Genomic DNA, 20549 nt, shown 5'->3' with positions numbered 1-20549 from the left:
CTAAGGGCGGGACACGCCCGGTTCGCCTGTGAAGTGAGCGATGCAGTAATGTCGCCAGCAGCAGGAACCCACCGAAGCGGCTCATTCCGGCTCGATGCTGGGGTGAGCGCCGTAGGAATCCCCCGACTTTAGGCAGGGGAGGATGTCAACAACTTGGCAATGGTCGTGGTCACGATGCCGCAATCGATGATCGCGATCAATCGGACAATCCACAAATTGGAGATATGATGAAAAATGCGCGCATGGCTGCTGAGCGGCTGATCCTTGAAAATCAGCAGAAGATCCGTTTTCATTCGCTGGGTTCGGCGTTCGGCATTGACGACCTGGCTGCGGCTTATGCGGTCCAGGACGAATTCGTGAAGATTTTACAAGATCAGGGCGAGGTGCCTGCAGGGTACAAGATTGGTCTGACCTCCAGGGCGATGCAGGACATGACCGGCATTCCTCATCCCATCTCCGGGGTGGTGCACGCGAGCATGGTGCGGCAGTCGCCGGCCACGCTGCATCTCTCTGACTACGGGCGTCTGGGGCTGGAACTCGAGGTGGCCGCCCGGATCGGCAAGACGATCGAACCCGATGCGCCATTGCGTGATCTGGCGCAGGCCGCAGAAGCAGTCGATGCCGTATGTGTGTCGATCGAGATCATCGATGACCGCAATGCCGACTACTCGGAACCCCTCGATCTCCTCACGCTGGTGGCTGAAAATTCATGGAACCATGGCATCGTGACGAGTGAATTCGTGTCCGAATGGCCCGATCTGGCGGCCTGCACAGGACAGATCTACCGCAACGGGCAGCTCGAGAGCGAAGGCAGCGGGCGGGGCGTACTGGGGCATCCCCTGATGCCGTTGGTGTGGCTCAGCGAGCACCTGTCCAGGCGAGGTGAAGCGCTGCCGGCCGGCACGATCGTCACGACCGGCAATTTCGTCCGAACGGTGTTTGCCGAAGAACCGTGCGTATTCCGCTTCGATATTGAAGGCCTGGGATCGGTCACGGTGAACGTCGAACACTGATAGGGGCACAGGCAGTCCGTACCCCGGAAATGCCTTTGAAAGGAGCAGAAAAAATGGATTTCGGTATTGCCGGAAAACGGGCGCTGGTCTGCGGGTCCAGCAGGGGTCTGGGCTTTGGCTGCGCCCAGGCCCTGGTGGCCGAGGGCGCACATGTCACCCTGGTGGCGCGCACGCCCGAACCCTTGCAGGCGGCTGTCGAGCGTTTGCGGGCGACAGCGGGCGAGGGAATACAGGTGCAGGCCGTGGCGGCCGACATCGTGACCGAGGCGGGGCGCGACGCCGTCCTGCAGCGCACGGGCGCCGACTACGATATCCTCGTGACGAACGCGGGCGGCCCGCCACCAGGTGACTTTCGCGATTGGGGAACGGCAGAATGGCAGGCCGCACTCAATGCCAACATGCTGACCCCGATCGCACTCATCAAGGCGCTGGTCGATGGCATGGCCGCACGCCGGTTCGGGCGCATCGTCAACATCACCTCGGTGGCCGTCAAGGCGCCGCTGGCGCAACTGGGGCTCAGCAATGGGGCGCGCAGCGGGCTGACCGGGTTCATCGCCGGCCTGGCGCGTGGGGAACTGGCGGCCCAGGGGGTAACCATCAACAACCTGCTGCCCGGGTTCTTTGCCACGGATCGCCTGCGGGCGACATTCGAGGCCGAAGCCGCGAAGCGGCAGGTCGATGTGCAGGCGGTCAAGCGTGCGCGCCTGGATGGCATTCCGGCCGGGCGCTTCGGTACCGCGGAGGAATTCGGCCAGCTCTGTGCCTTTCTGTGCAGCCAACAGGCCGCCTACCTGACAGGGCAGAACATACTCCTGGATGGCGGCGCCTATCCGGGGACCTTCTGATCAGGCGCGCGGCAAACCACGCCATCCTTCAGGGCGGGGCAGAATGGCCCAGCCGGTGAAACCGGCTCATGATCGGTCAGGTCGCCCGGTCGGGGCCGCCTTGAAATGCTGGAAGAGCGCGCCGGGGTTCATCAGCCCCTTGGGGTCGAACAGGGCCTTGATGCCCTGCATGAGGTCGAGATCGACAGCGCCCAGATAGGCCTGCAGTTCGTCGCGTTTCAGGCGTCCGATGCCGTGCTCGGCGCTGATCGAGCCATCGAGGGACAGCGCCACTTCATTGATCGTGGCATTGATGGCGGTTGCAATGCTGTCCAGATCTGCAGCATGGGCACTGTCGTGCGGCAGGATGACTTCGGCATGGATATTGCCATCGCCCGCATGGCCGACGAACACCAGCCTGGCGGTGGGAAAATGTTCTGCAACCTGTTTTTCCACACCACGAACGAAATCCGGAACCCGTGAAACGGGCACCGAGGTGTCATGCGACAAAGAGCGCCCCGCCCGGTGGTTGGCCTCTGTGACTGCGTGGCGAATGGCCCAGATCTGCCCGGCCTGGGCCTGGCTGGCTGCCAGAACCCCTTCGGTCACGATGCCCTGTTCCATGGCATCGTGCAGGCTGGTGGCCAACTGGTCCTCCAGCGCGGCTGCCGGGTCGGGATCGGTCAGTTCGACGATCGCCGCCCAGGGGTGGCGCACCGATAGCGGGTCATTGGGTTTGTTGGGCAGGGCCATGACGTGATCATACTGGGCGCTCGAGATGAGTTCGAAATTCGTCAGGGTGCCGCCTGCCCGGCGCTGGATTTCATCAAGCAGCCGCATGGCGGCATCGATGTCCTTCATGCCAGCCAGGCCAACCGCCTGTGAGGCCGGCTTGGCGAACAGCTTCAGAACCGCCCCGGTGATGACGCCCAGGGTGCCCTCGGAGCCGATGAACAGGTGTTTCAACGCATAGCCTGTATTGTCCTTGCGCAGTGCCTTCAGGCCATTCATGATGCGTCCATCGGGCAGGACGGCTTCGATGCCCAGGACGAGGTCGCGCATCGGGCCATAGCGCAATACATTCGTGCCGCCTGCGTTCGTGGCGATATTGCCACCGATCTGACAACTGCCCTCGCTGCCCAGGGACATGGGAAACAAGCGATCCGATGCTGCTGCTGCCGCCTGCACGGCGGCCAGCGTGCAGCCCGCATCCACGGTCATCGTGTTGTTCGAGGGGTCGATGGCGCGAATCCTGCTCATGCGGGCCAGCGCAAGGACGATCACATCGATGCCCGCTGGCGGGGTGGCGCCGCCGCACAGGCCGGTGTTGCCCCCTTGGGGGACCACGGCAACACCCGCCTCGTGGCACAGGGTCAGAACGCGGGAGACTTCCTGGGTGGACGCCGGCCGGACGACACACAGGGCACTGCCCTGGTACCGACGCTCTTCGTCCACCAGATAGGCGGCCAGGTCGCTGGCTTCCCTGAGGACGTTGGCCGGGCCAACCACCGATGCCAGGTCCTGCAGAAAGTTGTCGGATTTTTTCTGATCCATGGATTCACCTCTGTTCATGTTCGGATGTCGTCGACCGTTCGGCAGCCGGCGAAGCGCATGGTCGTGGTCAATTCGCCGGCCAGGATCTGCATCATCCGGGTCGCACCGTGCTGGCCATCGCAGGCCAGGCCGTAGAGCATCGCTCTGCCCGTGAGCACACCCTGGGCACCCTGGGCCAGAAGCTTGAAAATGTCGCTGCCGCGCCGCACTCCGCTGTCGGCGAGGATCGTCAATCGTCCGCCCACGGTCTGGACGATGGCCGGCAAGGCGTCCAGGACGGTCATGGCCGAATCGAAGTTGCGTGCGCCATGGCTGCTGACGACGATTCCCTCGGCCCCCATGTCGGCCGCCATGCGTGCATCGTCCGGGTGAAGAATCCCTTTGATCACGAAATGGCCTGGCCATTTCTCACGCAGTTGCCGCAGGATATCCCAACTCAGGCGCGGGTGGTGGGTCAGCGAGCCCGCCGCCCCCGGGCCCAGCAGGGTGGCGCGAAATGCGGGTGGGTAATTGGCGAAGTCGGGTAGCCGGCCTCTCCGGATATAAGGCAGCATGACCTGCGCAACCCAGCCACAGTGTCTGGCAAGATCCAGAATATTGCGCATGCTGAATCTGAAAGGTATGTCAAACCCGTTGCGGATGTTGTATTCCCGGTTGGGTGCCACCGGCGTGTCGACAGTCACCAGCAGCGTGGTCACCCCCAGCGCTCGTACATGATCCAGAAGTTCGAGGCTGTACTCCAGTGGTTCCCATACATAGAGTTGAAACCAGGGCTGGCGACGTACGGAGTGCGCAATGCCTGAAATGTCCGTGATGGCCTCGGTGGCGGCACAGAACGGGATGCCAAAGCGTTCGGCGGCCCGGGCCAGCTCGATTTCACCGTTGTAGTGCACCAGCCCTGCGCATGCTGTGGGGGCCACCATGAAAGGCTGGTTCCAGTTTTCACCAAGAATGGTCACACGGGTGTCGGGCGGTGCCTCGTTGCGCAGCACCCGTGGCATGATGCGGTGTGCATCGAAGGCGTGCCGTGTGGCCAGGATGGCCGTCTCATCCTCGGTGCCCCGGTCGATATATTCAAAGACCCCGCGAGGCAGACGGCGTTGTGCGCAGGCGCGCGCCAAGTCGAAATTCAGGATCTGCACGCCGCTGTCCCCTGGTCATGCGGGCTGTGCGCCCATGCCTGTGCCCCTGGCTGGTGTCATTTGATCAGACCTGCCACGCGCGGCAGCCACAGGGAAATGGCCGGTATGTAGGTAATCAGTGCCAGCGCCACGAGCTTGACGAAATAGAATGGCAGCAGTGCGCGTGCCACCTGCAGCATGGACTTGCCCGAGATCGACGAGATCACGAACAGGTTGGTACCGACGGGCGGCGTGTTGAGCCCGATCATCAGGTTGACGATGACGACGATGGCAAAGTGGATGGGCTCGATGCCGAACTGCACCGCCGTCGGCTGCAGAATGGGCACAAAGATCAGGATGGCAGGCACCGTGTCCACGAATGCGCCCACAATCAGCAGAAATACGCCCACGATCAGCAGGAACACGTGTGGATCGCTGGTCAGGGACATGAACAGTGCGCGGGTGGCATTGGGTACGTTTTCCATGGCCAGGTACCATGCGAACAGATTCGATGTCGCAATGATGACCATGATGGTGGCGGTGGTGATGGCGCTTTCCTGAAACACCTTGAACAGCGCCCGTGGCCCGACCGAGCGGTAGGCAATCCAGCACAGCACCAACGCATAGCCGCAGAGCACGGCAGCGGCTTCGGTGGCGGTGAACACGCCCCCCCGGACACCACCAATGACTACCAGGGGCGCGGCCAGTACCGGCAGGGCCGTGATGATTGCCGTAAGCATGACCCGCAGACCCAGCGCCCGATCCTGTACGAGTGGATGATTGCGACAGGCATATGCGAGATACAGCATGAGCAGTACAGCGATCAGCACCGCCGGCAGGATGCCCGCAAAGAACAGCGCGCCAATGGAGATCTTCGCGGGTATCGCGTAGATCACCATGATGAGGCTGGGAGGCAGGATGGGCGCCATGATCGCCCCCGAGATCGTCAGGGCGGCCGCGAACTCTACGGTATAGCCACGAGCCTTCATCATGGGCACCATCACCGAGCCCAGGGCAGCCGTGTCGGCCGTTGCCGAACCCGACAGCCCGGCCATCAGCAGATTGGACACGACGTTGACATACGCAAGGCCGCCCCGTATGCGGCCCACCATGATGTCGGCGAATTCGATCAACCTCTGGATGACGCCGCCCTTGACCAGAATATTGCCGGCCAGTATGAACAGTGGCAGTGCGAGCAGCGCATAGCTGTTCATCCCCGCGAACATGCGCTGCGCTGCGATGGAAGGGTTGGCGATGCCGGACATCCAGAGCCCGACAAGGGCCAGCACACCAATCGCAAAGGCAATGGGTACGCCGATGATGAACAGAACGGCGAGAAGGATGATCAGGATGGCGGCCGTCATTCCTGGCGCGGATCCTTTGTGTAGAGTTCAGCGAGTCGGCCGATCAGGGCCAGTACGGACAGGCCGCAGGCGACCGGTATGGCCAGGTAGAACCAGCCCATGGGCAGGCGCATGGCCATCGATGGCTGGTTCCAGCTGCGCAGGGCCAGCTCGTAGCCCCCGAAGCTGATATAGGCAAGGAAGGCGGTCGAGGCCAGAATCGCCACGGTTTTCAGCGCCCTGACGGCGACCCCCGACAGATGCGCAGGGATCAGATTCAACCGGATGTGCAGGTCTTCATCGATGGCGCGATACATGCCAAAGAATGACAGGATCACCAGCAGGAGCTGGGAGAGTTCTTCGGGCCATGGCAGCGCCGCATGATAAAGATAGCGTGCCCCGACCTGGTACAGCATCGCTGTTACGATGACGGCCAGAGCCAGGGCGAGCAGGGCGTCGACCACTTTCCGGAAGGCGTTGATCACAGCCACGGATCGGTTATTCGACGAGCGCGCGCCTCTTGGCCCGGATGGCATCGATCTCGCCATAGACCGATTTCACGAAAGCCGGGTCGAGTTCTTTGTTCAGGAATTCCTGGATCGGCGCTGTCACGGCATCGCGGAAGGTGGCGATTTCTTCGGGCGAGGGGAAGGCGATTTCCATGCCCTTTTCCTTCAGGTCATTCACACCGGTGACGCGGGCCTGGTAATTGCGTTCGCCGTATTCGGTGGCGCTGGCCATCTGCGCGCCGGTCCGGACGATTTCGCGCAGTTCGACGGGCAGGCTTTGCAGGAACTGCTCGCTGACGATGATGCTCGTGAGGCCGATCTGGTGGCCGTCGAGAGTCAGGTGCTTCTGTACCTCGGCAAATGAATAGTCGTTGATGATGCCGATCGGGTTTTCCTGACCGTCGACCACGCCGGTCTGCAATGCGCTGTAGAGCTCTTCCCAGGGGATCGGGGTGGGCGAGCCGCCCATGGCCTCGACCATGATGAGCGACATGGGGCTGGGTGGCACGCGCATGCGGATGCCGCTCATGTCGTCCTTGGACTGGATGGGCTTCTTGTTGTTGGTGAAGTTGCGAAAGCCGTACGAGCCGGCAGACAGCATGCGCAGGCCCGTTTCATTGGCCATGTCTTCGTTGATCCTGGCGAACAGATCACTGGCCAGAAAATCGCGTGCCTCTTCGTCATTGGAAAAAAGGTAGGGCGCGGCCAGAATCATCATGGGCTTGTAGAACGTATCCAGCGTCTGTTCATCGGCCTGTGCGACCTGGATGGCGCCTGCCTTCACTTGCTCGAGTACGTCGGTGATCGAGCCCAGCTGACTGGCTGGCGAGATGATGACTTCGATCTTGCCGGCACTGGCCCCTTCGACATACGCCTTGAAAACGTGGTAACCCTTGTCCAGTGGGCTATCTGCCGCTTCTGCATGGCTGGCGCGCAATGTGTAGTCAGCCGCATGGGCGATTGACGGCAGTGCCAGCGCCAGAGCCAGCGTCGAAGCACCCAGTAGCCCAAGAATGTTTCTTTTCATGTCTGAATCCAGTGTCCTGATAAACCGAACCCGCGCCATGATTGGCGCGGGCAGTGGCAGAATCATCGTTGATTAACGGCCATGCTGTCAACAGCAGGCGGTATTTGAGGCTGCCCGATCTCTCCCACATCCCCAGTGCCTTTCATCATCCAGGGTGGTTGCGACGGCCTTCTTCTTCAAGCGTGCTCAAGCGGTTGAATTTCTTCGGCGATCATTTTGGCCACTTTGGCCTCTGTGATCTTGAGGTCATAGGCCTGCTGCAGATTCAACCAGGATGCCGCGTCTCCGCCGAAGTACGCGGCCAACCGCAGGGCGGTATCAGGGGTAATGCCACGGCGTTCGCGAACGATCTCGTTCATGCGAGTGGCTGGGACGTGCAGTCTGGTGGACAGGGCGTTGACGCTCATCCCCAAAGGCGCGAGATATTCTTCTCGCAGGATTTCGCCCGGGTGGATCGGGCGCATACCGTTGTTGGACATGGCTATCTCCATTTCAGTGGTAATCGACGATCTCGACGTCTGTTGGGCCGTCATCTGTCCAGACAAAGCAGATACGCCATTGGTCATTGACGCGAATGCTGTGTTGTCCAGCTCTGTTTCCTTTGAGAGCTTCCAGCCTGTTACCCGGAGGGGATCGCAGAAAGCCAAGCGTGTTGGCGCTATCGAGCAACTGCAGCTTGCGCTCGGCGACAGCCCTCACGTTCGTGAATCGAAGAGCGCGATGCCCTTCGTATAAAGCACGGGTCTCAAGGCATCGGAAGCTTCTGATCACAACCAAATTCTATGTCGTTTAACGTTAAGCGTCAAATGCTTGTTTCAGGTCTTGCCACCTGCGAACTTGTTTTGGTGCAATGTGGATATTGCAACCCGACGGCTCGAAATCGACTGCTCGATACAGTACCCCACTACAGGGACAGCCCTGGGTCTGATGAGTCTGGGCCAGTTTACGGTCAATTCGCAACAGCAGCGAAAAAAAGCTTGGGTCGTTCAGCAGGTCATGGCACGCTGGGCGCGTCTCGAATCTTAGGAAGCAAGGGATTCCCCCAAAAGATGACTTTATTCAAGCATCTCGAGGAGGATTACCCCATATCCATCACACTACCCGACCAAATTCCAACAAATATCCATCAGGAGCGGTGGACGTGCCCACGCGCCCGCGCGGGGCGCGACGTATCGGTGTCGTTCGTGAAGCCGAATTTGCGCGTTTCAATCCACGCGCCCGCGCGGGGCGCGACCGAGCCATTCGCCGAAGCGCTTCCCTTCCAACTGTTTCAATCCACGCGCCCGCGCGGGGCGCGACTTGCTCAATGCGATCCTGGCGGGCTGGGCCGATGTTTCAATCCACGCGCCCGCGCGGGGCGCGACCGCCGGTTGGACGGACGGGTATTATACGCTCGCAGTTTCAATCCACGCGCCCGCGCGGGGCGCGACTTGTCATTGGCGCAGACACAACTGGGTTTCAGAAGTTTCAATCCACGCGCCCGCGCGGGGCGCGACTTACCTTTTCATGCTATATTATACTACACACAGGTTTCAATCCACGCGCCCGCGCGGGGCGCGACTGTGTCTTTATAAACCATTCTACGGTCAGAATAAAAACCCTTGTGTTTTGCGAACTGAAGCCATGCGCGTTGCTCAACGAGTGTGCTCGAACATACCGTTCAAAAATTTTGTTTTAAATCAATTGATTGAGACGGTGCGAACAGGTCAGGGAGATTGAGATCGATTGGGGTTCGCAGATCGGTGAGTAGGCCATACTCAAAAAATAAGGGGTGCATTCAAGTTCAATGTTGTTTTAGCACCAACGTGCTCGACTTTGCTCTGCCAATTCGCACCTAGATAGTAAAAACGTAAGCTGTCATGATCGCCATCAATGATGTCCTTCAGTCTCTCTTTGAGCCTGACCCACTGTGCATTATCTACTTCGATCTCAAATACTGAATACTGTACGCGCTGACCAAAATCCTGACAGGCTCTGGCGATATGGCGTAGCCGACGCGCTCCAGCTTTTTCTTCAGTGTGGCCAATGTCGTAACTGACGAGAACCATCATGACAACTATTTCCATAGAAAGGGCGGGTAAGCATCCAAATCTCTTCGCAGGTGGCGGGCAAGCAGTTGTGCCTGAATAAATGGCAGCAATCCAATGGCTACTTTTTCTCCAAGAAAGGGCTGTAGCAGTTCCTCGCGCTTGCGCTCCTGGTAGGCTGTGAGCACAATCTTGCGCGTGTCTTCCTTCAGCACTACGGCTCCCGAGTCCATGATGAGGAAGCCTTTGGCCGTGATCTGTCGACGATTGATTAAGGATAGAACCAAGCGGTCAGCCAAAAATGCGCGGAATTCTTCAGCCATGTCCAGCGCCAGACTGGGCCGTCCAGGCCGGTCACGGTGCAGAAAACCAACGGAAGGGTCGAGACCAGTGGTCTCCAATGCCGAACGACAATCGTGTGTGAGCAGCGTATAGACGAGAGAAAGGAGAGCATTGACGGGATCCGTTGGTGGCCGGCGATTGCGGCCGTGAAACCGCAGTTCGGCATCTGGTACCTGGATAAGGTGATCGAAGGTACCGAAGTAAGCCTGTGCCGCCTCTCCTTCATGGCCACGCAGCAGATCGACTGTTTGATCATCCATGAGTACCGTCCTGATGAATTTCAGGCGACGATGAGCATGTGCAAGTGCTGCACTGGCGGCAGTAGTGAGTTTATTGCCATGATCGCGCAAACCTCGACCGAGGACTGCTCTTTGATTATGGAGTTTGCCAGCGAGAATATTGCGCACGATGCGGGTGCAATGCGCTGGGTCGTCAGTCGCGCGATATTGCTCACGGCGCAGTAACACGTTGCCCGAAACAGGCCCCTCGACACGAGCAAGGAATTTTCCGTAATTGGTTAGGAAACTGACACTGATCTTCTGCTCGGCACAGTAGCCAAGCAATGGTGGAGACACCAATACGCGCCCGAAGCAGACAAGGCTTTCCAGCATGTGCGCAGGTACTCGAGCGCGCTCCTGATGATCGACGCTCATGACAATATTGGCGCCATCCTTGGTGAGCCATGCGCCTTCGGTAGCGACATATAGGGTGTTGAGTTGCTTGCGTATGATCGAGGCTCCTTTCAGCTTGCAAGTTCTCTTGTCAGCCAAGTTTGTACACTATATTCCTTGCATGTAACTCTCGGCAGACACAAATCAAACAGCGAGCAGTGATCACAACGCCCAGATTCATAGTGAGCAGGGGGCGTTTCATGGTTATTGAGCATCGCGCGTACGGCGGCTATCGTGTCGGTCGTCAGGCGACGCAGTACGGGGTCCATGGAGACCTGTTTGCGGCGGTGGGTCTTCCCATAATAAAGCGCACCTTCGGGTACTGACACCCCAAACATGGTCTCCAGGCATAGTGCCTGGGCACATAACTGAACTTCATCCGCTCGGTGTGCCTTTGGGCGCCCCCGCTTGTATTCCACAGGGAACGGCCGCTCCCCAGTGCCCATCTGCAAAAATTCCACAACATCGGTCAAACCCGTAATTTGCAGCTCCACATGTACTATTGGCATGGCTGTGACGGTACGCACGCCACGACGATTCTGGCCTTTAGGCTGATCAGCCCGCACATGCATCACACGACCCTCGGCAGTGTAGCGATTCTCAGCCCACTGCTGCTCCAGATGTATCAGTGCGCATTGACGAGGGCAATACAGATAATGCTGGAGTGCAGAAATAGGGATGTAATCGTCGGCATCCACGGCTGGATCTACAGGAGTACCTGCATGGATACACCAGATGGCATGGTCCCACGATCGATATCGACTGTGTAATCGGCATAGCTACGTGGCGCGCCTTCGACATCATCCGGGCGCTTTGTTCGGACTGTCTCGAATAAGAGATGTGCAGGGGCATTACCCATGGCACTATCATGCCTGAACACGATGAGCTTGCGGGCTGCCATTTCACCGCGTGCTGCTGAACGATCGTGTTCGAACATGTTGGTGAGTGCTTGCCAAAAGAGTTCCAGATCCTCTGTGGAGAATCCCGTCCGTTCAGCAAGCTTGGCTGAAATGAAGCCATGGGTACGATATAGGCCATATGGGATGATATGTTTGCGACCCATCGTACGGTTATCTCCGCTCTGGGCCTCGGCTTCCTGTTCTGTAGTGACAGCCATCCGAGTAATGGATATCTCCAGCGGAATGACAGGGTCGATGGATGTAGCGAAGGCCATTTGTATTGGGCCGCGCACCTGTCCTGCATTGACTCCCGTGGTCATGACTGCGCCAAACGCCCGCACGTCATAGAAATTGCTGCACATCCAATCAGTAATCCTGCGGGCATCAACCTCGCTTCTCGGCAGTCTTTTGTAGCCATCCTTTTTGTCGGGCTTGATGGCGGTGGCATCCCAGGCTTTCTGGTGCTGAAGATTGAGGATCGCCTTTTCTGCCATATAGATGGCATGACCGGGCGAACCTTCCTTGTCGAGAGCAATGAAATTTCGTACCTTTCGCTTCAGGCAGACATCGGTTACCAGGCCGTGGTTGGTTTCTGGGTCCAGACGCGGCATATTGCCTGCATCCGGGTCGCCGTTGGGGTTGCCGTTGGTGACGTCAAAGAGATAGACGAATTCATAACGGTTTTCGATGATGGTCATATGGCTATTTCCTCGATGTGCTCATCGTCTTTATCTTGCGTTGATTTTTGAAAGCGTGCCTGAAATTGATGGTAATAGCCGATGGCAAACTGGCCCTGCGCCTCCATGGGAAGGCTGCGTGGGAAGGCCTCAGGAAGACCATCGATGATTTCGCGAATGTCCTTTTCCAGGCTGGCAGCAAGGCCTGGTTTGTCCTTTCGAAGTTTGCTCAAGTGATTTTGTGTGTTGCGCAGCAGGATAGGGAAGACTGACGCTGGCGTGGATGACGCTGCGCCATAATAACGGTCTCGAATAGTTGCATTGATTTTCCCCTGCGCACAACGCTGCGCATCCTCCAGTGTGGCAAAAAGGCGTCCCAGCCTATAGCCAGGGTGTTTGGATTCCTTGTTCAAGCTCACAGGTGGTTTCTCCTCTTGCTGATGTAGGCCCAGCCGGCGTTCTCGGGTGGGGATGGCTTTGCAAATCGCAACACGAAGACCGGAAATGACATGATCCGAGCGCATACGCATCAATGTGGTCGCCAGCATGCTTCGCGGATACGGATGGCCCGTGAGCACCGAGCGCAGGATATCGCTGGCCAGGTTGGTGGCAACGTCATCTATCTTGGGTTTCGCGCCAGTGCGGATGGGGGCGGTGGCGAGCGCTACACGCCACGTTGATGGCGCCGTTTTCCATGGTAATGGTTCAATATGAAAATCCTCCGTGTGTTGCAAGATACGGTGGGCAAAGGTGCCTAATGTGGCGATCTCCCATAGGCGGATGGACAGACGCGAAGCATTGGGTGCCAGACCAAGGACATACATCAAGGTGGTGTCGTTGAGTTTTGGGTTGACATCATCGAGCGGACGACCTTGGGCAATGTTGTCCAGTATGTTGCGAATCTTCTGGGCCTCGCTGTCATCATCGGGCGCGAAGCCATTCAGGAGGGTGCCAAAGGTCAGTTCCGCCTCCTGCGCCTGCTCACTGTCATCGGCTTCAGCCCAGAACACTACCGTGATGTCACCGATCTGCAGCTTCTGAAAATTGTCAGGACCCGCGCGCAGCAGATGGTTGAGTGCAGTGGTGTAGGCAAACGCCGCTTCTTGCGAGACGGGGGCGTTGGCGCCCTGTTCCTTGCCAAATGATTTGAAGGCGTCGAGATTGAAGGAAACAATCGAGGCGCCCGAGCTCTGTGCACCCCGCACGCCCTTGATGAATGGATGCAAAAGGACTGGCGCTCCGATTTTTCCGGTAATCAGGCACGGTTGGGCAGCCACGGTGTCATCCGTACTGATCAGCCGTGCCCATGCAACGCGGGCTGTTTCACGTTCATGCAGATATTGTCGGCTGCCGTCCAGCCGAAACACCAGTGTGGCATCCAGCATGTCTTCATTGAAAATCCCTGTAGTGACAAATTGTTCTGGAGTCCAGCGCCTGAGGAATCTGCACAGAGCTTGCAGCCCCGGATCATCTGCATCATTCAGTGCATCCAGGTGTCGCGCCTTGAATGCTGCGTGCTCTTCTTTGGTTCGCTTGCTCGTAGCGCTCACTCCAAGTACATAGCTGGTCTTGTCCGATAGAAAACAGGGTGCAATGTTGCTTGAACGCTTGGGCGGTTGTGGCACGATCAGGGGTTTCGGACGGAGCTTGCCGCCTGAAGTTTCTCGGATGTCATTGACTGCCACGATGTCACCCACCATGTTCAGCACGATTTCGTAGCTGATGCCGACAGGACTGTAGCCTGGCGGTGCCAACCCTTTGCTGCCTTGCTCCCGCAGGCGTTCGTAGTAGCGCGTCAATGCCAGAAGAATCATGCCTTGATCTCCGTGCTGTGCCAGGGCGGTACATCGATCACACCATCGGTCATTTGCGCGCGGAAGAAATGAGGAACAGCGCCCTGTGCAAAAGATATGTCGTGGAGCATCCAGCCGAGATCGCGTACACCGGCAGCGCCATCCGGTGCGTCCGTTATGAGATCATCCTCTTCGAGCAGTGCAAAGTGTGCCGGAAATTCCCGTACACCCAAGCATGGTTGCTGAAAGCATTGGCCGTTGCGCGCGCGGCGCTTGAAGATGTCAAGGTGCTTGCCTTCTGAATCATCCGGACCGGCTTTGCCAGTAAGAGTAAAGTGCGCCGCAATCACGTAGGCTACGTCACGCAGGATAAGGGCTGCGCGTTGTTGTCGGTCTTCGTCAACGGCGTTACCGAGGCCGCTGAGCGAGTTCTTTTTCATTGCACTTTTCACATTGGCGCTCGATATTTTGCCACCAACCTCATTACGGCGGATGGATTCAAAACGTATGGGTTTCAGTACGTGAATGCGGTCGATATGCCATTGGATGGCAGGTTTCCAGTGGATGGCCTCCAGGATGCCGCGAGCAGCTGACGGCGTGATGACGTCATAGGAAACCCGCTCTACCTTCATTTCGGGGCGGGTGAAACAGGCGCGTTCACCCCAGATTTTCAACCTGATACCGTAAGCCATGGATGATTCTCCGTTGTGTGTCACCAGTTCAGGTATTCGGTACCGATCAAGTTGGGTTGATCCCAGCTCAGACCGCAATGCCTGTCGTACAGACCCTCATGTGCCAGTACCATGAACTGCTCCTCCCATTTGTCCGGCGCTACCGGAATGATGGCGCCGACGCTGCGCAAGGCATCGAATCCGTTGCGGTGCACCTGTACCAGATAAGGCTGCAGTCGGCGAGCTACACGCGCACAACCTTCAGCGAATTTCAATTGTTCGACCAATGCGCGTGCCGTGTCATCCCAGGGGATGATGACCGGTACCTGCGTATCCTCGATCATTCTGAATTTTTGTGCCAGTATTTCCATGGGTAGAGAGTCAGGACGGCTACGTGCCAGCAAGCCGAGCAAATCGTGTGAGTCCAATGATTGATCACCCTTTTGCCAATAGAGTTGTGTGAAATAGGCACGGATGGCATCCGGAGACAGTGGATCGCGGTCAAGGTCTCGCAATACTTCATGGGCTGTTTGTGCATATTGTTTGAGCTCAACTGGGGGGATCCAGTCCGGATTATCAGTTGCAAATATCATCACCTCGCTCGTAGCAGGGGTACGCAGGCCTTCGCGGTTACAGCGGCCAGCCGCCTGGGCAATGGAATCCAGCCCGGCTTCGGCACGAAGTACGATTGGGAAATCAACATCGACGCCAGCCTCGATGAGACTGGTGCTCACCAGCCGACAGGGCAGGCCTTTCTTCAAGCGGAGCCGTATTTCATTCAGTGTCTTGCTGCGGTGTCTGGCGCACATGAGTGTCGTCAGATGAAATGCGCCAGGTGCAGCGTCGATTGCCCGATAGAGCGTGCGTGCATGACTACGGTTATTGACGATGACAAGAATTTGTTCATGTTCGCGCATCTGCGAGACCAGCCATTCGTCATTTACCGAACCAACATGGCGGACATGAACACGTTTGAGCTGCTTGAAGAGTTGTACTGGCTCAGGTGCCAGTTCGCGTACGTTGGTGAGCCCGCCTTCAAATTCCGGAGCTTCGAGAACAGGCTGCGTAGCGGTGCATAATACCAGGCTCGTATGATAATTGCGGGCAAGTTCGTCTATTGCTGCAACGCATGGCTTGATCAGATTCAGTGGCATGGTCTGTGCTTCGTCCAGGACAACGACACTTCCAGCGATATTATGGAGTTTCCGGCAGCGAGATGGGTGTGCAGCAAACAGGCTCTCAAAGAATTGCACTGCCGTTGTGACCACAATGGGAGCATCCCAGTTTTCCATGGCAAGCCTCAGTTTTTGGCGTGCCTGGTATTTTTCTGGGTCGTTGTCGTGGGGTGGGCGTTCGATAAAGGCACTGTGATGTTCCAGAACCGTGTCTTCGCCCAGTGGTCCAAGCACGCGACGGAAAACCTGAGCAGTTTGCTCGACGATACTGGTATATGGGATGACGAAAATTACACGTTCAAGACCATGTTGAATAGCGTGATCGAGCGCGAACGCGAATGAGGTGAGTGTCTTGCCCCCGCCAGTCGGTACGGTGAGCGAAAACATCCCCGGTTCATGCCCAGCCTGCGCGCGCGCATGCGCCAATATATGGGCGCGCAATCGGTTGACCTTGCTATCGCCAGTGAACCCGGCCAAATGGAAATCGAGTTGTGCACGCAGGTCAGCCAACGATGGCATGCAGCGTTGCCGGTGGTCGGCACTGCCTTCGATCTGCTGGTAGAAACGTTCGGTGTCTATGTAATCAGCGTCGACCAGGCAAGAGAACAACATGCGTGTCAGGAATGCAAGCTGGAATGATCCACGGGCTTTGGATTCCTGCCTGGTCGTGCCATATGGGGTGAACCCTTCCGGTGCGTTCAAATCGGCCGGCAGCGTGACCTCATGCTCCCAGATCGGATCGAGTGGCGGCAATTGCGCTGCCAGGCGTTCGGCCAGTGCCGTCCGTTCACCGGTGCCCATGCCATTGGCCAGACCTGCATGATGGCCAGCGATACCGTAGGCCAGGATCTGGCCGATCGGGCCAAAACGATGCAGGGCGATTTGAGCGCCCTGGGTTGAATGATCGACTCGCTGGCGCTGGCCATGCAAGCGGGCCTGAAATTCCTGCGTGTACTTGCCCAGGTCGTGCAGCAGCCCAATCACTTTCCCCGCATCGGCTGCTCCGAACACGGATGCAAAGGTCGACGCGATGTCCCCCACATTTGAAAGATGCGTTGCGAGCAATTGCCATTGCTCCTGGCTCTTGTCGACGGCGGAATGAGCAAAGTATTGCAATCGTCTGAAGCCCCCATGGTGGGAAAGCAACGATATCGACAGCAGCGACGGCGTAGGCCGTCGCGGGCCATTATCGGCTACAGGCCGGCTGATGTAGTCAAATGTAAACGATATGGCCTAACGTTTCAAGGTGTTTGGTGGCATCAGGCTCTGGGTGATTCAGGTGCCACGTCAGCGTCCAGCCAGCAGTTCATCCAGCCGGGCCAGGAACAGCGCCTGCCCCAGGTGCACCCGAGTTGCCCAGTCCCGGCCCGAATTGTCGTTCGAGTCATCGGTGATGAATTTGAATGCGCGCCAGGGAAGCTGCCGGCGATGGCACACTGCGGCCAGGGCAAACAGCTCCATGTCGACCAGATCCACGCCCTGCTCGAGCAGCCAGGGGTCGCTGGCCTGCAGGAAATTGTCTCCGGTTGCGCAGCGCAGCCCGTCAGCGTTCGACGACAGCACGGGCGGCGTGTCATCGAATGGCGTGGTGCCGCGCGGGAACAGCGGCTCGGTATCCATGTCGCGCTGTATCACTTCGGCCACTTCGACCAGGCCATCGGCCCGGCCAGCGAGGGCCCCGGCCGTACCGTAGTTGATCAGCCGGTCCGGCCGGTGGCGTTCGATGGCGTCCATCAGCGACAGTGCGGCATTCAGCTTGCCCACGCCCGTGTAGATCACCGGGATATCGTGGATCATGGCTGCGTGTTCCAGTTCCTGGGGTAACGCAACCGCGATGAGCAACTTCTCTCGGGGCATACAGACCTCCAGCGGGAAATGGCATGGCTCATGGGGTTTCGGATCGGTTCACAGTGTAGCGAATCCCGTGGCCTGGATGGTCTGCTACCATTCGGGCATCGTTTGCGCCCGCACCAACAGATCAGGAGACAGCCATGCACGATTCAGCCCCGTTGCGTTTCGACGACTATCCACAGACGCCGCACGGTGGGCATCTGGTCGACCAGGTCGTACCGCCTGAACGGAGAAATCAGGAAATCGAACAGGCACGCAGCCTTCCGGCCATCATGGTCGACCTGCAGGCCGTCATCACGATCGAGATGATTTGCACCGGTGTCCTGTCGCCCAACAAGGGTTTCATGAATCAGGCCGACTATCTGTCGAGCCTCGAGAAGGGGCGCCTGGCCGATGGCACCATCTGGCCCGTACCACTGAGCTTTGCGCCGGTCGGGCGGCGCAATGCTGAAATCATCGGCAAGTTGTCGGTGGGCGACAGCGTGGCCCTGGTCGATCATGAAGGCAATCCGGTGGCCAGGCTCGAGGTCAACGACTTGTTCGACTACGATCGCGAGCATCGTGCGAAGCACTTGTTCGGCACTACGGATCGTAGCCATCCTGGCGTCGCGTCCATTTTCGAACGCATGGGTGACGTCTCGATTGGCGGCCACCTGTACCTGCTCAATCGTGTGGATTGGGGCCCGTTCGAGGCCCTGCGCCGAGAACCCAGGGACATCTGGCACCTGTTCTACGAAGAACGGAAATTCAAGTCGGTCGCCGGATTCATTACCGGCGCCAACCCACTGCATCGGGGTCATGAATACATCCATCGCAACGCGCTCGAAGAGGTGGATGGCGTTTTTCTGCAGCCATTGGTCGAGATGGCCAAGCGCGAGTTCGTGCGCCCCGAGTACCGGGTACGAGCCTATCGCAATGTGCTCGACACGTACTATCCCAAAGATCGCGCCATCCTCTCGCCGCTGCGCGTCACCTACATTTTTGCCGGTCCGCGCGAGGCCGTCCTGCATGCGCTGATCATGAAGAACTACGGCTGCACGCATGCGCTCATCGGGCGGGATCATGCCGGTATCGGCAGTTTTTATGACAAATACGCCGGGCACAGCATCTTCGATGAATACGACCCACAGGAACTCGGGATCTCGGTGCGCCTGTTCCACGAAGTGTTTTACTGCATGCGCTGTGCCTGTCATGCCACCGAGCAGACGTGCCCCCACGATGAACGTCATCACCTGAATATCTCGGGTACTGCAATTCGGGAAATGCTGCGCTTTGGCATCATTCCGCCCAAAGAGGTGGTCCGGCCCGAATCCGCGCTGCCCGCCATGCAGGGCGTGCAGCCCAAGGGGGTCGATGAGCGCGACTTCGGTACCATGCACGTGGGTGGCGTGGTCAGGAAAATATTCCCCTACTACATGAAATACGCGGCGCTCGGGGGTCAGGCCCGGGCTGTTCCCCTGAAGGAAGAAGACCTCGGCGTGGCCGATCTCGAGGCGGCCTGTCGTGACGTGCGTGAGCATGCCTCCCGCCTCTACGGTGACATCTACCGTGAATACAGCGCGCTGCTGGATGTCAACAGAAATGTCCAGCCCGGTTGGATCACGGAGGCCCGGGATGCTGTGGCTGGCTATCAGAAGGATCTCATCGGCGACCTCGAAAACAAACTCGCCCAGGCGCAGGATGAGACATCAGACCAGTTCATGTATCAGGATCGTGCCGAGGTCGAACGCGAGTTGCAGGCGGCGCGCGATCTTCTTCAGGATATTCCACCGACGGTCAGCAACAATCGTCTGCAGCAACGCATCTGGAATGACATGCCGTACCGGCGCTACCGCGGGGCGGACGAGGGTTCATGATCTGATGGCTGTCGTGGACCGAGCGTGCGGCAGCCAGTGCCAGAACATCCAGGCGGCCACATAGCCAATGGCGCCTATGGTCAGGATACCCCAGGCCAGCGAAGCCAGAGCCGTGATGGCCGAAAGCAGCAATGGCCCGGTGCCGCCCCCCAGATCGCTGATGGTGCGCCAGGCCCCCAGGAAATGCGTGCGCCCCTTCGAGGGCGAAGCATCGGCGCCGATGGTCATGACGATGCCCGAGCCGATGCCGTTGCCCAGGCCCAGGACCAGGCTGATCAGCAGCAGGCTGGCAAAACCGGTGCTCAGCGGCATGACCATCAGGCTGCTGGCCATGATCAGCAAGGACGGCAGTGCAATCCAGAGTCGGCCGCGCTTGTCCATGATCATGCCGGCCGGATAGAACAGCAACATGTCGACACCCCCCATCAGGCCATAGATCAGGGCGGTATCGGTGGCATCCAGGCCGATCTGGTCGGCCCACAGCGGGATCACGATCTGGCGGCAGGCGCGCAGCGCCGAGACCAGACTGCAGGCGATCCCCAGCGTCAGCAGCACGCGCGCATGCAGGCCGAGCAGTTCGCCCATGCGCGGGCTGGAGGCCGCGCCCCGTTTCTGCTGGCTGCCGGGCAGATCGGGAATCAGCAGCGACAGCAGGCCGGCCGCCAGAACGGCCAGCATGGCCGCCCAATAGGCGCCACGCAGGCCAAGCAGCTGAATGAACAGTGCGGCGATGAACGGCCCGACGAACAGGCCGATACGCATGGTGCCACCCAGGGTGGACATGGCGCGTGCGCGCAGTGGAATGGGTACCGCTTCGATCAGCCAGGTTTGCCGGGCCAGCAGGAACACGGCGCTGGCCATGCCGACCATCAATATGCCGACGCCCAGCAATATCGGTTCGGCAGCCAGCAGGCACAGCGCCAGCCCGAGCAGGCTGAATGCCGCCGCACCCACCATCGCCCGACGCTCGCCAAAGCGGGTGGTCAGCGCAGCAGCCGGGATGTTGGCCACCAGGGCGCCCAGCCCGATGAGTGCAACGATGAAACCCGCCCAGGCCGTGGATGCGCCAACGTCGCGGGCACTGAGTGCCACGACTGGAAATATCGCCCCTTCGCCGATCCCGAACAGCAGCGAGGGCCCGAATGCCGCGATTGCAATCTTGCGCAGGCTGAAATCCTGGGGGTCCTCGCTCACGG

19 protein-coding genes and 1 CRISPR repeat array are annotated in these 20549 nt (G+C 58.8%); of the genes, 3 read left to right on the top strand and 16 right to left on the bottom strand.

Annotated elements, in window-relative coordinates:
* Positions 1–242 precede the first annotated feature (242 nt).
* Both WCY17_RS05040 and WCY17_RS05035 read left to right on the top strand, forming a co-directional pair.
* Positions 243–1013 (top strand): 2-keto-4-pentenoate hydratase, encoded by a 771-nt coding sequence (locus tag WCY17_RS05040; protein ID WP_372701076.1) that lies wholly within the window; start codon positions 243–245, stop codon positions 1011–1013.
* A gap of 53 nt (positions 1014–1066) precedes the next feature.
* A complete protein-coding gene (locus tag WCY17_RS05035; protein WP_372701075.1) occupies positions 1067–1858 on the top strand; it encodes an SDR family oxidoreductase in 792 nt (263 codons plus the stop codon).
* Positions 1859–1924: 66 nt separating this feature from the next.
* Here WCY17_RS05035 and WCY17_RS05030 read toward each other — a convergent pair whose 3' ends face one another.
* The 15 genes from WCY17_RS05030 to WCY17_RS04960 form a co-directional block, all read right to left on the bottom strand.
* Entirely contained in the window at positions 1925–3391 is a 1467-nt protein-coding gene (locus WCY17_RS05030) for an FAD-binding oxidoreductase (RefSeq protein ID WP_372701074.1), read from the bottom strand.
* Positions 3392–3405: 14 nt separating this feature from the next.
* Positions 3406–4533, bottom strand: a complete 1128-nt coding sequence (locus WCY17_RS05025) for an alpha-hydroxy acid oxidase (protein WP_372701073.1) — start codon at positions 4531–4533, stop codon at positions 3406–3408.
* 56 nt (positions 4534–4589) lie between these two features.
* Positions 4590–5876, bottom strand: coding sequence for a TRAP transporter large permease (locus tag WCY17_RS05020; RefSeq protein ID WP_372701072.1), 1287 nt, complete (start codon positions 5874–5876; stop codon positions 4590–4592).
* A complete protein-coding gene (locus tag WCY17_RS05015; RefSeq protein WP_372701071.1) occupies positions 5873–6346 on the bottom strand; it encodes a TRAP transporter small permease in 474 nt (157 codons plus the stop codon). The genes WCY17_RS05020 and WCY17_RS05015 overlap by 4 nt, the downstream gene beginning before the upstream one ends.
* 7 nt (positions 6347–6353) lie before the next feature.
* Entirely contained in the window at positions 6354–7391 is a 1038-nt protein-coding gene (locus WCY17_RS05010) for a TRAP transporter substrate-binding protein (RefSeq protein ID WP_372701070.1), read from the bottom strand.
* A 176-nt stretch (positions 7392–7567) separates the two neighbouring features.
* The gene (locus WCY17_RS05005; protein WP_372701069.1) at positions 7568–7870 is read right to left on the bottom strand and encodes a HigA family addiction module antitoxin; all 303 of its coding nucleotides are present in this window, start codon (positions 7868–7870) and stop codon (positions 7568–7570) included.
* Between the two features lie 13 nt (positions 7871–7883).
* On the bottom strand, positions 7884–8168 hold the full coding sequence (locus tag WCY17_RS05000) for a type II toxin-antitoxin system RelE/ParE family toxin (RefSeq protein WP_372701068.1): 285 nt from the start codon (positions 8166–8168) through the stop codon (positions 7884–7886).
* A 360-nt stretch (positions 8169–8528) separates the two neighbouring features.
* A CRISPR array of direct repeats spans positions 8529–8952; the repeat unit is 32 nt; unit sequence GTTTCAATCCACGCGCCCGCGCGGGGCGCGAC.
* A gap of 196 nt (positions 8953–9148) precedes the next feature.
* Positions 9149–9442 (bottom strand): CRISPR-associated endonuclease Cas2, encoded by a 294-nt coding sequence (gene cas2 / locus WCY17_RS04995; RefSeq protein ID WP_372701067.1) that lies wholly within the window; start codon positions 9440–9442, stop codon positions 9149–9151.
* A gap of 5 nt (positions 9443–9447) precedes the next feature.
* Positions 9448–10488: a type I-C CRISPR-associated endonuclease Cas1c gene (gene cas1c / locus WCY17_RS04990; RefSeq protein ID WP_372701082.1), complete on the bottom strand. Its 1041-nt coding sequence runs from the start codon at positions 10486–10488 to the stop codon at positions 9448–9450.
* A 14-nt stretch (positions 10489–10502) separates the two neighbouring features.
* Entirely contained in the window at positions 10503–11129 is a 627-nt protein-coding gene (gene cas4, locus WCY17_RS04985) for a CRISPR-associated protein Cas4 (RefSeq protein ID WP_372701066.1), read from the bottom strand.
* Between the two features lie 8 nt (positions 11130–11137).
* Positions 11138–12028 (bottom strand): type I-C CRISPR-associated protein Cas7/Csd2, encoded by an 891-nt coding sequence (gene cas7c, locus WCY17_RS04980; RefSeq protein ID WP_372701065.1) that lies wholly within the window; start codon positions 12026–12028, stop codon positions 11138–11140.
* Entirely contained in the window at positions 12025–13821 is a 1797-nt protein-coding gene (cas8c, locus tag WCY17_RS04975) for a type I-C CRISPR-associated protein Cas8c/Csd1 (protein WP_372701064.1), read from the bottom strand. The genes cas7c and cas8c overlap by 4 nt, the downstream gene beginning before the upstream one ends.
* Positions 13818–14492 (bottom strand): type I-C CRISPR-associated protein Cas5c, encoded by a 675-nt coding sequence (gene cas5c, locus WCY17_RS04970; protein WP_372701063.1) that lies wholly within the window; start codon positions 14490–14492, stop codon positions 13818–13820. The genes cas8c and cas5c overlap by 4 nt, the downstream gene beginning before the upstream one ends.
* A 20-nt stretch (positions 14493–14512) precedes the next feature.
* A complete protein-coding gene (gene cas3 / locus WCY17_RS04965) occupies positions 14513–16762 on the bottom strand; it encodes a CRISPR-associated helicase Cas3' (protein ID WP_372701062.1) in 2250 nt (749 codons plus the stop codon).
* Positions 16763–16933: 171 nt separating this feature from the next.
* Positions 16934–17503, bottom strand: a complete 570-nt coding sequence (locus tag WCY17_RS04960) for a 5'-methylthioadenosine nucleosidase (protein ID WP_372701061.1) — start codon at positions 17501–17503, stop codon at positions 16934–16936.
* Between the two features lie 134 nt (positions 17504–17637).
* Here WCY17_RS04960 and WCY17_RS04955 point away from each other — a divergent pair, with 134 nt between their 5' ends.
* Positions 17638–19353, top strand: coding sequence for a sulfate adenylyltransferase (locus WCY17_RS04955; RefSeq protein WP_372701060.1), 1716 nt, complete (start codon positions 17638–17640; stop codon positions 19351–19353).
* On the opposite strand, the gene WCY17_RS04950 is transcribed toward WCY17_RS04955, so the two are convergent.
* Entirely contained in the window at positions 19348–20547 is a 1200-nt protein-coding gene (locus tag WCY17_RS04950; RefSeq protein ID WP_372701059.1) for an MFS transporter, read from the bottom strand. The two genes, WCY17_RS04955 and WCY17_RS04950, sit on opposite strands and share 6 nt — an antisense overlap.
* Positions 20548–20549: the final 2 nt, after the last annotated feature.

Source organism: Castellaniella sp. (assembly GCF_041677825.1).
Taxonomy (GTDB): Bacteria; Pseudomonadota; Gammaproteobacteria; order Burkholderiales; family Burkholderiaceae_B; genus Castellaniella.
Note: the sequence above shows the minus strand (reverse complement) of the source record. Positions and strands in the feature narration are given on the sequence as shown.

What these genes read in the sequence shown, in the direction of transcription:
- WCY17_RS05040 (WP_372701076.1), top strand. Translation starts at nt 243, where the DNA reads ATGGCTGCTGAGCGGCTGATCCTTGAAAATCAGCAGAAGATCCGTTTT.
- WCY17_RS05035 (WP_372701075.1), top strand. Translation starts at nt 1,067, where the DNA reads ATGGATTTCGGTATTGCCGGAAAACGGGCGCTGGTCTGCGGGTCCAGC.
- WCY17_RS05030 (WP_372701074.1), bottom strand. Translation starts at nt 3,391, where the DNA reads ATGGATCAGAAAAAATCCGACAACTTTCTGCAGGACCTGGCATCGGTG.
- WCY17_RS05020 (WP_372701072.1), bottom strand. Translation starts at nt 5,876, where the DNA reads ATGACGGCCGCCATCCTGATCATCCTTCTCGCCGTTCTGTTCATCATC.
- WCY17_RS05010 (WP_372701070.1), bottom strand. Translation starts at nt 7,391, where the DNA reads ATGAAAAGAAACATTCTTGGGCTACTGGGTGCTTCGACGCTGGCTCTG.
- WCY17_RS05005 (WP_372701069.1), bottom strand. Translation starts at nt 7,870, where the DNA reads ATGTCCAACAACGGTATGCGCCCGATCCACCCGGGCGAAATCCTGCGA.
- cas2 (WP_372701067.1), bottom strand. Translation starts at nt 9,442, where the DNA reads ATGATGGTTCTCGTCAGTTACGACATTGGCCACACTGAAGAAAAAGCT.
- cas7c (WP_372701065.1), bottom strand. Translation starts at nt 12,028, where the DNA reads ATGACCATCATCGAAAACCGTTATGAATTCGTCTATCTCTTTGACGTC.
- cas8c (WP_372701064.1), bottom strand. Translation starts at nt 13,821, where the DNA reads ATGATTCTTCTGGCATTGACGCGCTACTACGAACGCCTGCGGGAGCAA.
- cas5c (WP_372701063.1), bottom strand. Translation starts at nt 14,492, where the DNA reads ATGGCTTACGGTATCAGGTTGAAAATCTGGGGTGAACGCGCCTGTTTC.
- WCY17_RS04960 (WP_372701061.1), bottom strand. Translation starts at nt 17,503, where the DNA reads ATGCCCCGAGAGAAGTTGCTCATCGCGGTTGCGTTACCCCAGGAACTG.
- WCY17_RS04955 (WP_372701060.1), top strand. Translation starts at nt 17,638, where the DNA reads ATGCACGATTCAGCCCCGTTGCGTTTCGACGACTATCCACAGACGCCG.